This window comes from Nonomuraea salmonea, from assembly GCF_042428605.1.
GTDB classification, from domain to species: domain Bacteria; phylum Actinomycetota; class Actinomycetes; order Streptosporangiales; family Streptosporangiaceae; genus Nonomuraea; species Nonomuraea salmonea.
The window spans coordinates 13,321-26,584 of record NZ_JBHMCF010000041.1; the positions used below are offsets into that span (position 1 = coordinate 13,321).

Annotated in this window: 14 protein-coding genes; 9 read left to right on the forward strand and 5 right to left on the reverse strand. The window is 66.0% G+C overall.

The window, feature by feature from the left end:
- Positions 1 to 71: 71 nt before the first annotated feature.
- The 5 genes from ACFFR3_RS37470 (at position 72) to ACFFR3_RS37490 (ending at position 5,972) form a co-directional block, all read left to right on the forward strand.
- Positions 72 to 1,940, forward strand: coding sequence for a serine hydrolase domain-containing protein (locus tag ACFFR3_RS37470; protein WP_379484663.1), 1,869 nt, complete (start codon positions 72 to 74; stop codon positions 1,938 to 1,940).
- Between the two features lie 59 nt (positions 1,941 to 1,999).
- The gene (locus ACFFR3_RS37475; protein ID WP_345385224.1) at positions 2,000 to 2,914 is read left to right on the forward strand and encodes a hypothetical protein; all 915 of its coding nucleotides are present in this window, start codon (positions 2,000 to 2,002) and stop codon (positions 2,912 to 2,914) included.
- A gap of 159 nt (positions 2,915 to 3,073) precedes the next feature.
- Positions 3,074 to 4,270 carry a L,D-transpeptidase gene (locus tag ACFFR3_RS37480; protein ID WP_345385223.1) on the forward strand — a complete coding sequence of 399 codons (1,197 nt, stop codon included), beginning with the start codon at positions 3,074 to 3,076 and terminating at the stop codon, positions 4,268 to 4,270.
- A gap of 25 nt (positions 4,271 to 4,295) precedes the next feature.
- On the forward strand, positions 4,296 to 4,586 hold the full coding sequence (locus tag ACFFR3_RS37485; protein WP_364384061.1) for an alpha-amylase inhibitor: 291 nt from the start codon (positions 4,296 to 4,298) through the stop codon (positions 4,584 to 4,586).
- Between the two features lie 576 nt (positions 4,587 to 5,162).
- The gene (locus ACFFR3_RS37490) at positions 5,163 to 5,972 is read left to right on the forward strand and encodes an endonuclease/exonuclease/phosphatase family protein (RefSeq protein WP_345409201.1); all 810 of its coding nucleotides are present in this window, start codon (positions 5,163 to 5,165) and stop codon (positions 5,970 to 5,972) included.
- Positions 5,973 to 6,079: 107 nt separating this feature from the next.
- Here the strand turns inward: ACFFR3_RS37490 and ACFFR3_RS37495 are convergent, their stop codons facing one another.
- Positions 6,080 to 6,844, reverse strand: coding sequence for a transposase family protein (locus ACFFR3_RS37495; protein WP_379484664.1), 765 nt, complete (start codon positions 6,842 to 6,844; stop codon positions 6,080 to 6,082).
- A gap of 319 nt (positions 6,845 to 7,163) precedes the next feature.
- Between ACFFR3_RS37495 and ACFFR3_RS37500 the strand changes: the two genes are divergently transcribed.
- Together ACFFR3_RS37500 and ACFFR3_RS37505 are read left to right on the forward strand one after the other, a co-directional pair.
- The gene (locus tag ACFFR3_RS37500) at positions 7,164 to 7,784 is read left to right on the forward strand and encodes an SLATT domain-containing protein (protein ID WP_379484665.1); all 621 of its coding nucleotides are present in this window, start codon (positions 7,164 to 7,166) and stop codon (positions 7,782 to 7,784) included.
- The gene (locus ACFFR3_RS37505; protein ID WP_379484666.1) at positions 7,774 to 9,195 is read left to right on the forward strand and encodes a reverse transcriptase domain-containing protein; all 1,422 of its coding nucleotides are present in this window, start codon (positions 7,774 to 7,776) and stop codon (positions 9,193 to 9,195) included. The genes ACFFR3_RS37500 and ACFFR3_RS37505 overlap by 11 nt, the downstream gene beginning before the upstream one ends.
- Before the next feature lie 774 nt (positions 9,196 to 9,969).
- Here ACFFR3_RS37505 and ACFFR3_RS37510 read toward each other — a convergent pair.
- A complete protein-coding gene (locus ACFFR3_RS37510; RefSeq protein ID WP_345385219.1) occupies positions 9,970 to 10,194 on the reverse strand; it encodes a prevent-host-death family protein in 225 nt (74 codons plus the stop codon).
- Positions 10,195 to 10,489: 295 nt separating this feature from the next.
- Here ACFFR3_RS37510 and ACFFR3_RS37515 point away from each other — a divergent pair, with 295 nt between their 5' ends.
- Both ACFFR3_RS37515 and ACFFR3_RS37520 read left to right on the forward strand, forming a co-directional pair.
- Positions 10,490 to 11,221: a DUF6082 family protein gene (locus ACFFR3_RS37515; RefSeq protein ID WP_379484667.1), complete on the forward strand. Its 732-nt coding sequence runs from the start codon at positions 10,490 to 10,492 to the stop codon at positions 11,219 to 11,221.
- A gap of 133 nt (positions 11,222 to 11,354) precedes the next feature.
- Positions 11,355 to 11,570, forward strand: a complete 216-nt coding sequence (locus ACFFR3_RS37520) for a transposase (protein WP_512699785.1) — start codon at positions 11,355 to 11,357, stop codon at positions 11,568 to 11,570.
- Here ACFFR3_RS37520 and ACFFR3_RS50325 read toward each other — a convergent pair.
- The 3 genes from ACFFR3_RS50325 to ACFFR3_RS37535 form a co-directional block, all read right to left on the reverse strand.
- A complete protein-coding gene (locus tag ACFFR3_RS50325; protein ID WP_512699786.1) occupies positions 11,475 to 12,164 on the reverse strand; it encodes an IS110 family transposase in 690 nt (229 codons plus the stop codon). The two genes, ACFFR3_RS37520 and ACFFR3_RS50325, sit on opposite strands and share 96 nt — an antisense overlap.
- A gap of 105 nt (positions 12,165 to 12,269) precedes the next feature.
- The gene (locus tag ACFFR3_RS37530) at positions 12,270 to 12,545 is read right to left on the reverse strand and encodes a cation:proton antiporter regulatory subunit (protein ID WP_379484668.1); all 276 of its coding nucleotides are present in this window, start codon (positions 12,543 to 12,545) and stop codon (positions 12,270 to 12,272) included.
- The gene (locus ACFFR3_RS37535) at positions 12,542 to 13,177 is read right to left on the reverse strand and encodes an SPFH domain-containing protein (protein WP_345385215.1); all 636 of its coding nucleotides are present in this window, start codon (positions 13,175 to 13,177) and stop codon (positions 12,542 to 12,544) included. The genes ACFFR3_RS37530 and ACFFR3_RS37535 overlap by 4 nt, the downstream gene beginning before the upstream one ends.
- Positions 13,178 to 13,264 lie beyond the last annotated feature (87 nt).

Genomic DNA, 13,264 nt, shown 5'->3' on the forward strand with positions numbered 1-13,264 from the left:
TGCGTGACAGACGCCAGGAGCGGGCGTTCCGCCCAATAGGATCATGGTCCGCCCCGAAGGGAGTCATTGTGATGGATCGTCGTCGTTTCCTGGCCCTGGCCGGCGCCGCCGCCGGTGCGGGCGTCGCCGCCCCCGCGTACGCCGCCGCCCCCGCGTACGCCGCCGCCCCCGCGTACGCCGCCGGCTACCCCTCTTACGACAGCGGCGTCCCCGCGGAGGCGCACGGCAAGCTCGGCGAGCTGGCCCCGTACGGCATCACGGCGCTGGCCTTCACGCCGTCCGGCGGCTGGGTGATCGTCACGCAGGACGGCCGCTACTTCGCCCGCGGCATCCCCGACGCCTGCTTCACCGAGCTGGGCGCGCTGGTCAAGGCCGGCCGGCGCATCCACTGCGTGGCCTTCCCGCCCGAGGGCGGCGACCGCTGGGTGATCACCACCGACAAGGGGCTGTCGGCGCGCGGACTGCCCGAGGAGTGCCGGCAGCGCATCGCCGCCTACTATGACGCCGGGCAGCAGGTCATGTCCGTCGCGTTCCCGCCGGCCGGCGGCAACCGCTGGGTCGTGGCCGCCACGAACGGCTTCTACGCGCGGGGCGTGGACGACGAGTGCTACCAGATGATGCGCAACCTGACGCAGGGCGGGCGGCGCGTCACCCACGTCGCCTTCCCCAAGGCCAAGGGCTGGGTGGTCGTGGCGCAGGACGAGTACTTCGCGCGCAACATCCCCGACGCCTGCTACACCCGCATGAACACCCTGCACGGCGGCGGCTGGCAGGTGCACGCCCTGGCCTTCTCGCCGTCGGGCGGCTGGGCGCTCGCCACGCGCGGCAAGGTGCCGTCCCTGCCCGCCGACCGGGTCAGGCAGGTCGAGAACGCGGTCGCGGGCGGCACGATCTGGCAGCGGATGAGCGCGTACAACACGCCCGGCGTCTCCGTCGCGGTGGTCACCGGCAACAAGACCACCTGGTCCACCGGCTACGGCTGGCTGGAGGCCGGCAGCGGCGCGGCGGCCCACCCCGAGACGGCCTTCCAGGCCGCCTCCATCAGCAAGGCGGTCGCGTCCGTCGGCGTGCTGCGCCTGCTGCAGACCGAGAAGATCGCCCTGAACGCGGACGTCCGCCCCCTCCTCAACTGGACCCTGTCGCGCCGCTCCTGCCTCACCTCGACCGCCGTGCCGACCATCGACCGGCTGCTCACCCACCGCGCCGGCGTCATCGGCCGCGGCTCCACCTCGCCCGCGGACGTCTGCTCCGGCTTCGACGCCGGGGGCGGCGGCTTCGCCGGCTACGGCCCGGGCGCCACCGTGCCGACGCTGCTGCAGGTCATGAACGGTGCGGGCAACTCGCCGAAGATCGAGCTGACCACCGCGCCCGGCGCCGAGTACCACTACTCCGGCGGCGGGTTCGTCCTGCTGCAGCGCATGGTGGAGGAGCAGAGCGGCATGCCGTTCGACCAGTACATGACCGAGCAGGTCCTCGCCCCGCTCGGCATGAGGACCAGCTCGTACGCCGCGTCCCCCGGCTTCGAGCTGGCCGCCGGACACACGACCACCGGCGCCGTCATCGCCGGCAAGCGCAACCGCTACCCCGAGTCGGCCGCCGCCGGCCTCTACACCACGGTCCTCGACCTGAGCCGCCTCATCTCCTACCTCAACCGGGCCTGGAAGGCGTCCGGCGACATCGCCGGCCCGCTGACCAGGGCCTCGGTGCGTACGCTGCTCAGCCAGGGCCCGCAGCCCGGCATGGGCCGCGGCCTGTTCATCGCGAACGCCGGCACGAACCGCTTCTCCTACACCCACGACGGCTCCAACTACGGCTTCAGGTCGCTGTTCCAGGGCTATCCGGAGCTGGGCGCCGGCTACGCGGTGCTCGCCAACGGCAGCGACACGGCCCTGGTGACCGAGATCGGCGCCGCCATCAGGAAGGTGTACGGCTGGTCGTGACCGTAAGCGCTGGATTCCCCCGTCCCATCCGTGATCTTCTCCTCGTCCGGAGGTCCCTCATGCATGCCGTCAACGTGGCCTTAGCCCTCGTCACCGCCTTCCCCGCGCACGTCGTCGCGGCCGAGCCCGACCCCGTCGCCGCCCTGCGCACCCTGCTCGCGCGCGGGGCCGGGGCGACGACCGAGTTCTACGGGCAGGCCTCCACCGACATCTCGCGGGAGGTGGTGCGGAACGGCAGGCGGACGTTCATCGGCAGCGGCATGGCGCTGCGCGGCACCGGCAAGGTGAAGCTGGGGCGAGCCGGCGTGCTCGCCTCCGAGCACGTCCGTCACCTCAGCATCGGCAACAGGCACCTGGTGGTGGACGAGGCCGCCAAGGACCCCTATTACGCCGGCCTGCTGCCCACCGTGGGCACGCTGCGCACGATCAGCGTGGGCGGGCGGCAGTACCAGCTCGCGCCGGGGAAGAGGTCGTGGGTGCGGGTCGGGCGGGCGAGCGGGGCCGCCGCCGCGTTCGGCGACCAGTTCGTCAACGTGCTGGAGCCCGCCACGCTGCGCAAGCTGCTGTCCGGGAAGGTGAAGAAGACCGTCTCGTCGTGGCAGAAGGACCATACGACCGGCCGCCGCCAGCGCATCTACAACTTGACTGGGACGATCACCCTCAAGGAGCTCTACCGCGTCTCGCCCAGCTTCCGTGAGGCGGCGGGGTCCGGGGCGGGGCTGGGGACGGCCGAGGTGACGTGGACGTACATGTACGACGACCGCGGCTGGCCGTACCGGGTCGGCTGGCGCTTCTACGCGCACCCCCGGCCGCAGGTCAAGGGGCTCGGCGACGACCGGATCCTGCGCGGCCACTTCGCCACCCAGTACCGGTACTGGGAGAAACCGATGCGGATCACCGCGCCCAAGGCGCGGCCGGGCCGGGGGCTGGAGACCGACGACCTCGCCGACGTCCTGCGCGCTCCCAAGCGCTGACCTGTACGGGATGTGCGCCGGCATCCCACATGATCGCCTACCCGATCACAGAATGTCAGCATGATTACTCTCAGTCACGGGCATAACGCTCATCGTCTTACCAAGGGGCTACCTAGTCGGACATATGCCTAAGTGTCGGGGAAATCGGAGGCGTCGGCGATGCGGAACGGCGGCACCCTACTCATCAGCACGTGCGCGGTGGTGCTGCTCTGCACCGCCGCGTGCACGTCCTCGAGCGGCCCGGGCGGGCCTGGCGGCGCTGGCGGCGCGCTTGAGCGGGCGCCCCTCCCGCCGCCCCGGCTGGTCATCACGCCGGCGCACGGGGCCAAGAAGGTGCCGCCGGACACCGGGATCGGCGTCAAGGTCACCGGCGGCAAGATCACCGCGGTGTCCGTCGTCGACGCCAAGGGCCGCGCGGTCGGCGGCGCCCTGACCTCCGACGGGACGTGGCGGCCGACCTGGCCGTTCAAGCCCGCCGCCGCGTACACCGTGCGCGTCCAGGCCGCCGCGCCCGACGGCGGGAACGTGATCACCGAGCGGGCCGCGTTCACCACCCTGAAGCCGAAGCGCGTGCTCGAGACCGGCATGTCGCCGCTCGACGGCGAGAAGGTCGGCATCGGCATGCCGATCCAGCTCCTGCTGTCGAAGCCCGTGACCACGCAGAAGGACCGCGCGGCCGTCGAGCGGTCGCTCACCGTCCACATGTCCAAGCCGGTCGAAGGGGCCTGGAGCTGGGTGAGCGACCGGGAGGTGCAGTACCGGCCGCGCATGTACTGGCCGACGGGCGAGAAGGTCACCGTGGTCGCCCACCTGGCCGGCCTGCGGATCGGCCGCGACCTCTGGGGCCTCAAGGACCGCACCGTGCACTTCACCGTCGGGCCCCGGCACATCACCACGATCAACAGCAAGACCCACCGGGCCGTCGTCCGTGACAACGGCAAGGTCGTCAAAAGGATCCCGGTCAGCCTCGGCAAGCCCGGCTACGAGAGCTGGTCAGGCACCATGATCGCCCAGGAGAAGGCGCCCGACTTCCTCATGGACTCCGCGACCATCGGCATCCCGGGCGAGTATCTGCACCACACCAAGTGGAACGTCCGGATGACCTACAGCGGCATGTTCTTCCACGCCGCGCCCTGGTCGGTCGGCGACCAGGGCCGTCGCAACGTCAGCCACGGCTGCGTGAACGCCAGCACCACCAACGCCCACTGGTTCTACAACTTCACCCAGCGCGGCGACATCATCCGCGTCACGGGCACCTCGCGCAAGCTGCAGTTCGGCAACGGGCCGACGCCCTGGACCAAGTCGTGGCAGGAGTGGCTGGCCGGCAGCGCACTCAAAACCTCAACCGACGCCTGACCAGCCTTTCTCTTGGAGTGCCACGATGCTCAGAACCATCACCGGCGTAACCGCCCTGGCCTGCGCCCTCACCCAGACCCCGGCCTGGAGCGCCGCACCGGCGGGCAACGCCCCGATGTGCGTCGCCGTCTGGCAGACGACCGGCCGCATCACACAGACCGGCTACGCCCGCAACGACTGCCAATCCCGCCTCCGCCTCAAAATCATCTGGGGAAGAGGCGGTGACGGCGACTGCCAGACAGTGGACCCAGGCAAGACCATCTCCTCCCAGGTGTTCAGGGGAGTACGCGCCTTCGACGGCGCGAACACCTGCTGACACTGGGGCGTGGCCTCGTCCTGGCCGCCTTTGGGGCCGCGTCACCGTCGCCGTGACCGGCCCTCGGCCGAATTGTGCCTGATGGCTCCGACGTTTGCTCACCGCGGACTCTTGATATCACCGTGCAGGAGACATGGTTATCCCCCATGGGCAAGCGCGGGCAATGGACGGCGGGCTGGGGGCGTCGTGGGACGACAGTATGGCGCGGGGCTCATAGGTGTCCTGGCCCGAATCGTCACCCGCTGACGTCGTCACCGTGCCAGGCCCAGGAATGGTGACCGCCTGCTTCGCTGGCCGGACAAGGTGCGGTAGGGCTCGGATGGTCATCGAGCTGCGGAAACGGGCGTCAGTATGCATCAGACTTGCATGGGAACAAAGGGTACGATCACTGAAGCATTTCCAACCTGATCGGGCTGCTCAGCAGGAGAGAACCGGGACGGGTTGGCATGAGAAGAGGCTCTCGGCAGCTCGTACGCCCGGGTGTGACCCCATGAAGACCGATAGGCTCCTGGTTGCCAGATGTGCCGGTTGAGCGGTCTTTTGACGGCTCGGATCATGTGTGGAGGGATCTCGGTGATGATGATCAGCCAGCTCGTGATCGCCGGGCTGTTGTCCCCGAACCTGTCCGTACAGGCACAGCCCCCTCTCCTCCACGTGATGACGTGGAACGTCTGTGCGGGCACCAACGCCGGGTGCGCACTCTTTCGCCGCTCGAACGCCGAGCTGGCCTGGCACGTGGCAGTGCTGGCGACCGAGGCGGACGTGGTCTTCCTTCAGGAGTTCTGCACGGACGCCGACGCCGACCTGGAACACCAGCTCGAACGCCGTACCGGCCGGAATTGGAGCGTCCGGTCGGCTGGGCTGATGTACTCGGACGGTTCCCCGTACCAGTGCCTGCCCGACAGAAACGGCAGGCCGCGTGGGGTGCTGAGCGTCACCCTGGCCGTGGCCGGAGCGGACACCGGCCTCGCCGTGCACGCGCTGACCTCGCCGCCGTGGGGAGCCCGCAGGTACGCCGTCTGCACGGCCGACCGGGCGTTCTGCACCGCGCACTTCTCGTCGGGATCGAGCTACGACGACAGGCAGAAGGGCAGGCCCTACCGGCACATCCAGTTGCGAGAGCTGTTCAAGCTCGGCCGAGGTGTGATCGGCGGCGACCTCAACCTTGTGCCGCGCGACGCCGCCGCGGCCTACAAGGGCCGCGACGAATGCGACCCGCGCCGGCGCTGGACCTACGTGACCCGCAAGCGGAAGATTGATTACGTGTTCGCTGGCGAGGGCCGCGTACGGAAATGCTTCGTCGATTACGCCCGGAGCACGTGGTCTGATCACGTCCCACTGCACGCCTGGGTGAGAGCAGGCTCAACGCCGCCTGCACCACGTTGAGCTGGCCCAGCACCAGGTTGTTCGTCATGCCCTACCAGCGAAACGCGGATTTTGCGCATCACCTTACCGGCCAGGGACGAATTGGGATACGCCCTCACTGAGAGTTTTCATCCCGCTTCGCGGAGTTGAAGAACGAGGATTGCTTTGACGAGCTGACCTGCAAGGAGTGGGCAGCTGCGGAGTTTTCGGAGGATGCGCCAGGATTTCAGCTGGGCGTTGGCGCGTTCGCCGGGCCCGCGGAGCTTGGCGTGGGCGGCGTTGGCGGCCTTCTGTGAGGCGGGCTTGTCGCGGCCCTTGTAGGGCACGCGTACGTGCTCACCTGCGCCGACGTAGCCCTTGTCGGCGAGGGTGACCAGGTCGGCAGCTTGCAGGCGGCGCAGGATGCCCCAGATGCGAGCGGCCTTGAGGTCGTGCACCGAGCCGGGCAGGGAACCGGAGGTCCACAAGGGGGTGCCGTCGGGCGTTGCCAGGACCTGGATGTTCATGCCGCGCTTCTTGTGCTTGCCCGAGTAGTACGGCCGGTCGGCGGCCACCCGGTCGATGGGAATCAGCGTGCCGTCCAGCACCAGGTAGGGGTAGCCGGCGCGCTTGGCCGCGCGTAGCGCCTGGTCCAGGCGGGGCGAGCGGCGGGCGAGCAGGGTGACGGCTTCGCGGATGTAGCGCCAGGTGGTCGCGATGCCGATGCCGAAGCCAGCCGCGACCTCCGTCAGGGTCTCGCCTTTGCGCAGGTGGACGAGCACGAGCAGGGCCTGCTGGCCGGGGTTGAGGCGGCGCCAGGGCGTGCCGATCGTCTTGCGGTGTCGGCGCAGGATGCCGGACAGATAGGACAGCGTCCGAGATGACAAGGGCAGCGCGGCGCGGTAGAACAACACAGAGCCTCTGGTGGTGAAGGTTGATCTTGGTTGACAACCCTTGTACCAGGGGCTCTTCTACTTGTCGATCAAGGCCCCACCCACGCGGCGTTGCCTCGACCTGCGGCTTCAGGTTGGAAAGCCCTCACTGCTATCGTTGAATGCGGCTCGGCCGCTTGCCCATGCGCCCGCCGCTTCGGGGGCGTATCCGCATGGGTGGCAGTAGTAATATGCCGTAATGCTGCGGTATTACGGTTTGCCCTCGATTTTGATCTAGGGCAATGCTCGCGCCCATAGGATCGCGGGTGATTGTGTCGAGAGGTCGGTGCAAGGGAGACCAGTGGCCGGGCTGTCAAACGACATCTCGCCGGCGATAGCACGGCTGGAGAAAAGAAGTTACATCACATATTTGAGTCGACTCAACGCCTACCGCCGACTGGCTCATGCGAACATAGCTTGGAATGCTGCGCTCGTTGCGTTGTCGACCTCGACGGTAATCGCTTCCGTTGGGATGCTCGTCGAGAAGAATATGTACGGCAAGGGCGGCGACGCCCTGATGGTCGCTTTAGCAGTGTTTTCTTTATCGATCTCGCTCGTAGTTTCCAGTGTTGGGTATGGAACAAGGGCGAAGGCGATGGAGGAGAATTATAAAAGAATACAGCAGATCTCTGTCCTTGCGGAGAATTTGAAAGAATACACCGGCCCGGACAGGTCTGAAAAATATCAGAAGTTGCTGGACGATTATCATGTGGCGATGGCGTCTTCGGAAAACCATACCGAGCATGATTATCGAAGGGTCCAGCCCGTGCCGCCCCACGCCGGATCTGGCTTCTGGCGCCGCGCGCGTGAGCTCTTCGTCTGGCTGAGGCATTTCACCGCCATGGCCTTTCCATATGTGACCCTGGTAGTTCCGGTCGCACTTCTGATCCCATTCGGCGTTTGGTTCGCCAATGGTCTATGAAGTAGCTAGCGAAATCTCGACAGATGCTTTCGCTCGCTCGGCCTCACATATTGAACCGTCGATTGTGCGGCCAGCGCGAGTGACGGCAGCAACGCTGTTCAGGTCAATAACTACACCATCTAACCTCAGGCGTTTGTATCATGATCACATAGAGGACAAGGGCGCTCATGGAAGGGACGGTATTCATCCCAAGTCGCTCGCTACCGATCTTGATGTGGTCACGAAACTCATCTCGCGAAAAGTGCGGATGGGGTCTTATCGGTTCACCGGCTATCGCGAAGTGCTGGAACTCAAAGGTGCCGGGAGAGCGCCGCGGGTTCTTTCGATTCCCACCGCTCGCGACCGAATAGTCCTGAGAGCGCTTGCTGATTGCCTGACCGCGTTGTTTCCGCAAACGCGAGGCGTTATACCCCATCAGCGAGTGCTCGAGGTAGCCACCGCGGTAGCTGCTGGCACGTACGACTCGTACATCAAGCTTGATATAGTGAACTTCTATCCGTCCATCGTGCATAGTCAAATCGAGCAGGAGTTGAGGACCAAGATTCGAAAGAAGGAGATCCTTGGTGCTGTTCTAGGCGCAGTGAGAACACCGACGGTTCCTAGTGGTCAACGGGACCGCACGCCGAATGAGCGGGGGGTGCCGCAAGGCCTAGCCATCTCAAACATTCTTGCAGAGCTGGTGATGGGGAAAATTGACGCTGCTGCCTCCACCCTAGATGACTGTGCGTACTTTCGCTATGTAGATGACATCCTGATCCTTTGTAATGGCACTTCGATCAATCGCGTTCGAGACAGTATCATCAATGAATGCGAAGATAGCGGTCTGAAAGTTCATTTGACAGCCGCCGGCGAAGCAAAGTCGAGCAGTGGTTCTATTTTAGACGGGTTCAGTTATCTTGGATATAAGTTCAGTGGCAGTGCTGTAACTGTTCGCAAGAGAAGCGTTCAGAATATCGAAACCTCAATTGCACGAGCGTTTACTCGCTACAAGAATGATGGAAATCTTCAACAGTTGCAGGACCGGCTCAATCTGATCGTCACCGGCTGCGTTTATGGAGGCGTCTCTTATGGGTGGCTCAATTACTTTCGTCAAATGAACGACATTGCGCTTCTTAAGCGCCTAGATGTCACAATGGAAACGATGAAGCGCCGCCACAAAATACCTGCGACCCTAAGAGTCAAGCGCTTCGTTCGGGCATATTGGTCGATCAGATATCCGTTCGGGAAGGATCGGAACTATATACCCAACTTTGACTTGGCAAATATGGCGCAGATGCGCCGGGTGTTGATAATCCACCTTGGCGAAAAAGAAGTAGCCAAGATCACCGACGACGAGTTGCCCGCTACATTCAAGCGCATAATGCGGAAAGTGATCATAGATCTAGAAAAGGACATCGGCCACATCTCGTGAGCCCTCCGGTGGTGTCGTGAACGTCATCGCCGTTCTCTAGCATGAATTTGCGATGTCGTCGTGGCGCAGTTAAGACGAGCCCAGAGCTGGTCTAGCAGGCCTCCGGCACATTAGGTGGTGCTGGAGCCGACGTAGTCCGTCTTGGACGGCGTGATCAGCTTCTCGGACGTGTGAAAAACACGAGTGGTAACGGTGCTGAGGAGCGCCGACTAGATCTCTTATTTGCTAGATCGTCGGCTAACGTCCCGGAACCCCAGGACCGGGGACGAACGGCGACTCGTGAGAGCCTGGTAACTGAGCAGCAAAGATTCTTTGCTTGCTGTTCCGTCCCCTTTTTACAACACCATCCGCTGAGCGGTTATCAACGAGGAGAACCTCAGAGGGTGATAGTGGCACCGAGTCCACCTGCCTGATGCGGCTCTCGACGGCCGTGGCCACGCAGAGTGTGCATATCCATCATTAAGTGCGGCTTTGAGAAGATCCAGAAGCGGTGCGGGGGCTTCTGGATGCTCTCCACCCTTCAGCTGCTCAGGTGTTGATGTGGAGGACCCATACCGAGTCGGGATCCAGGTCCTCCGGGCCATGCGTGTAGAGCGCGCGGAAGATCGGGGTGGTCAGCTCGTACGCGCCCGGAATATCTGCATACGGTACGGCTTCGGGGGGTGCGGGGGCCATCTCCCAAGTCCAGCAACACATCGACGATCGACGCGCGCAGGGTTGTCGGTGCCGAGAGTAGCGCAGCCCTGACCTCCGGGGCGATCCGGACTGGAACCTTCACTTGTCGGCGTCACCCAGCCCGAGATCGGAATAAGCTTGCTCGCGCGACGTATAGGTCGTCATGTCGAGTTCACCTTGGGCGGCGGCGTCGATCTTGGCACGGACCTCTGCGGCCTCGCGCTCCCGCTTGAGTCGTATGTACTCCTCGAACTCCTCCTCTGATATGAGCACGGCGCGCTCGGTGGTGGATCGGCTGATGGTCGTGTACCGGCGCCCGTGCACGGCACGCGCTACGAGCGTGCCGAGCTGGCTGCGGGCTTCAGAGTGCCCATTGAGTCGTGCGGGTTGGTCATGCCCAGCCGCCTTCTGTCGAGTCTTGGTGGTGAATCAACCCTACAAAAACTGCAGCCAGTACAGGAGGTGGAACATGTACAGGTTGCTCATCGAGGCGTGTGTCAGCGTCGTGAATGTCGTGTAGCCAGGCGAAACAGAGGGCCGGATCCGGCGATAGTCCCAGGGTGGCCGTGCTGGTGCCGCCAGCCGGATGAGGTCCGGTCGGCCTGTAAGGGAGACGCGTATGAACAACGCGAGCGGACGGCGATGGAGACGGCTCACCCTCGTACTGGTGGTCCTGGTCGCGGTGTCGGTGGTAGCGGGAATGCTGGTTCTCTCGCCGCTGGCGCTTCGGGGACTCGCCGCTCTTGTGCCCGGCCCCGAGTGGACGAGGCTCAGCGAGATAGGGCAGGCGTACGGACCCGCCACCACTCTGCTCACGGCGGTCTCGCTCCTGGGCATAGCGGCTTCCGTGCTGATGCAGGCTCGCACCGCCCGGATCGCGGCCGAACAGACGTCCAGAGTGCTGCACATGGAGCTCATCCGCTGGGCGATCGACGATCCGAGCCTGACGCAGGCTCTAGGCGAACCGTGGCGGAAGCCGGAGGACGACGGCTACCTCCGCCTGTACGTCTTCTACAACCAGTTCCTCACCATGTGGCGGAGCATGTACTCGCTGGGGCAGATCACGGAGGCGTCACTCCGCCACAACATGGCCCGCGCCTTCGGAACCGAGATCGCACGGACCCATTGGGAGGGCCACCGCGGGGAGTACGAGATCGCCAGTGCGGATCGGCGCCAGCGGGACTTCTGCCGGATCGTGGAGGAGGAGTGGCAGCGTGCGGGCGGTGAACCGATGCGACAGGTGATCGTCAAACCGGCGACGTCACGCTCGCGTGACTGGCGGCTCCTGGCGGTGGGTGGTGCTGCCGTGGCCCTCGGCGTGCTGGTCTCCAGGCGCGGCGGTCGCGTGTGACGGTGGACCAGGCGAGGGAGGAAGGCAGGCGGCTTACTTGAGGGCGCGCGGCGGGCCGCCTTGGGTGGCCGGTCTGGTGCGGGTGGTGGCAGGCCCGGTGTAAGGAGGCGGTCCGCCGCGCGTGGGGGCTCGGATGCTCCTATGGATCGTCAAGCCGACGTTGATCATTTGTGAGGATGGTCCGAAAGAGCTCTCGACGCATCCACAGCGAGGCCGTCTTCGCCATGTCTGCGGCGTTGCGCCGATCCCCGCCTCATTCGGCAAGACCACCCGGCACCGCCTCAACCGCGGCGGCGATCGCCAGGCCAACGCCGCCCTCTATCGCATCGTCATGCGTCGAGATCGCTGACCTCGACGACATGCTGGAGCCGGGCGACGGTAGCGTTTCAGGCAGCGGATGATCTCCTTCTTGGACAGGCCGTCCTGGGTGCGTCGTTTCATGTAGGCGCTGGTGCGTGGGTCCCAGCGCAGGCGGCACGTCGTCGCGGTCGGGGCGCAGGGCGGCGCAGGTGGCGATCAGTTTCGTGCTCGTCAGGCCGCGCAGGCGCTGGCGGAGCGCGTCGGGAGCGGTGACGATCAGGGCCTTGATCTGCCGTTGGGTATCGGCACGGCGGTCGATCGCGCTGCGCCGGGCGCTGCGCAGGTCACGCAGCGCTTCGATGCGGCCGTCGCGCTGCTTGGGGGTGCCGGTCCGGTCTCCGGCTAGTGCCGTCTTGGCGGCGGCGATGGCATCGATCGGGTCGGACTTGCCTTGGAAGCGGCGGGCCCTGCGGTCGGGCCGGTCGATCTCGATGACGTCGATCTGCTCGGCCTGCAGCAGGCGGGCCAGGCCTGCTCCGTAGACGTCGGTGCCTTCGACCCCGACCCGGCTCAGCTGCCCGACAGCGCGCATCCAGGTCAGCAGAGCGGCGTAGCCGACCGACGCCGCGTCCGGTGAGCGCACTTGAGCGCTTCCCGGCCAGGGCCGACAGATCCCGTTGAGGACCCGAGGTCAGTCAGTCGCTGGGCCGAACTCTGGCGGGAAGCGCTCACCCCTCCATCGTCACTGTCAGTCGCGGACGTCCTGGAGGAGGCTCTCCAGGCGTTGTTCGACGGCGGCGAGGCGCTCGGCCAAGGGGCGGCTGTGCAGGAGGCCGGCCACCTGGTCGGCCTCCTGCTGGTCGAACTCGACGGTGGCGATCGGGGTGTCGGGGACCTGCCGGTCGTACACGATGAGGGAACGCTGTCCCGTCGGGCTGATGATCACCGCGAGGTGGTCGCCTCGGTGGGTGTCGAAGTGGTGGATGACCCCGCCGCCTGGGACGGGGGTGTGGGTGATGTTCACCGGTGGATGTCTCCTTCCTTGAGGGGTACGGCTGCCGCGGGACGCGGGGGCTCCCTGCGCCGGACGCGGGCGATCAGCTCACCCCGGAGCGGGACCTGGACGTCGGCGACGTCGAGCAGGGTGACCTGGACGCCCCACCGGCGGGTGCTCCGGCTCACCCGCTCGGCGAGCTCGGCGCCGGCGTGGGCGACCAGACCGGGCAGGTCGGCCAGGTCCCGTCGGCCGACCTCCCGGCGCAGCTCCGCCTCGGCGGCGATGGTGGTCGCCGTCAACGGGTCGTCCGCCGTCGTCGCGTACCGGACGGGGTCGTCCACGGCCGCCACGGCGGTGGCCTTGACCCGTACGCCCACGCCGTCGCGGGTGACCAGCTCCTTGGCGAACAGGTCCAGGTACGTCAGCCGCAGCGACACTCGTACCCCTCGTTCCAGGACCGGCCACACGACGACGAGGCCGGGGCCGCGCACGCCGGCCGCGCGCCCCAGCCGGCGCACCACGAGCCGCTCGTCCTCGCCGACCACGCGCAGCGTCCGCGCCGCGAGCGCCGCGAGCGGCAGCAGGCCGAGAACCAGCCACATCACGGGCTCGGCCACCGTGAACGCCTGCCAGAGGGAGGCCGTCCGGCCGTTCGTCATGCCCTCTCCCCTCGACCGTTCGTCCGATGGGCCCGGAATCGGGTTCGCTCACTTACCAGCTTGGCCGCCGCCCCGCCCTGGCACCAT

Bases quoted from the DNA above. Each gene is read 5' to 3' on its own strand.
- ACFFR3_RS37470 (WP_379484663.1), top strand. From the start codon at position 72: ATGGATCGTCGTCGTTTCCTGGCCCTGGCCGGCGCCGCCGCCGGTGCG.
- ACFFR3_RS37475 (WP_345385224.1), top strand. From the start codon at position 2,000: ATGCATGCCGTCAACGTGGCCTTAGCCCTCGTCACCGCCTTCCCCGCG.
- ACFFR3_RS37480 (WP_345385223.1), top strand. From the start codon at position 3,074: ATGCGGAACGGCGGCACCCTACTCATCAGCACGTGCGCGGTGGTGCTG.
- ACFFR3_RS37485 (WP_364384061.1), top strand. From the start codon at position 4,296: ATGCTCAGAACCATCACCGGCGTAACCGCCCTGGCCTGCGCCCTCACC.
- ACFFR3_RS37490 (WP_345409201.1), top strand. From the start codon at position 5,163: ATGATGATCAGCCAGCTCGTGATCGCCGGGCTGTTGTCCCCGAACCTG.
- ACFFR3_RS37505 (WP_379484666.1), top strand. From the start codon at position 7,774: ATGGTCTATGAAGTAGCTAGCGAAATCTCGACAGATGCTTTCGCTCGC.
- ACFFR3_RS37515 (WP_379484667.1), top strand. From the start codon at position 10,490: ATGAACAACGCGAGCGGACGGCGATGGAGACGGCTCACCCTCGTACTG.
- ACFFR3_RS37520 (WP_512699785.1), top strand. From the start codon at position 11,355: ATGCTCCTATGGATCGTCAAGCCGACGTTGATCATTTGTGAGGATGGT.
- ACFFR3_RS37535 (WP_345385215.1), bottom strand. From the start codon at position 13,177: ATGACGAACGGCCGGACGGCCTCCCTCTGGCAGGCGTTCACGGTGGCC.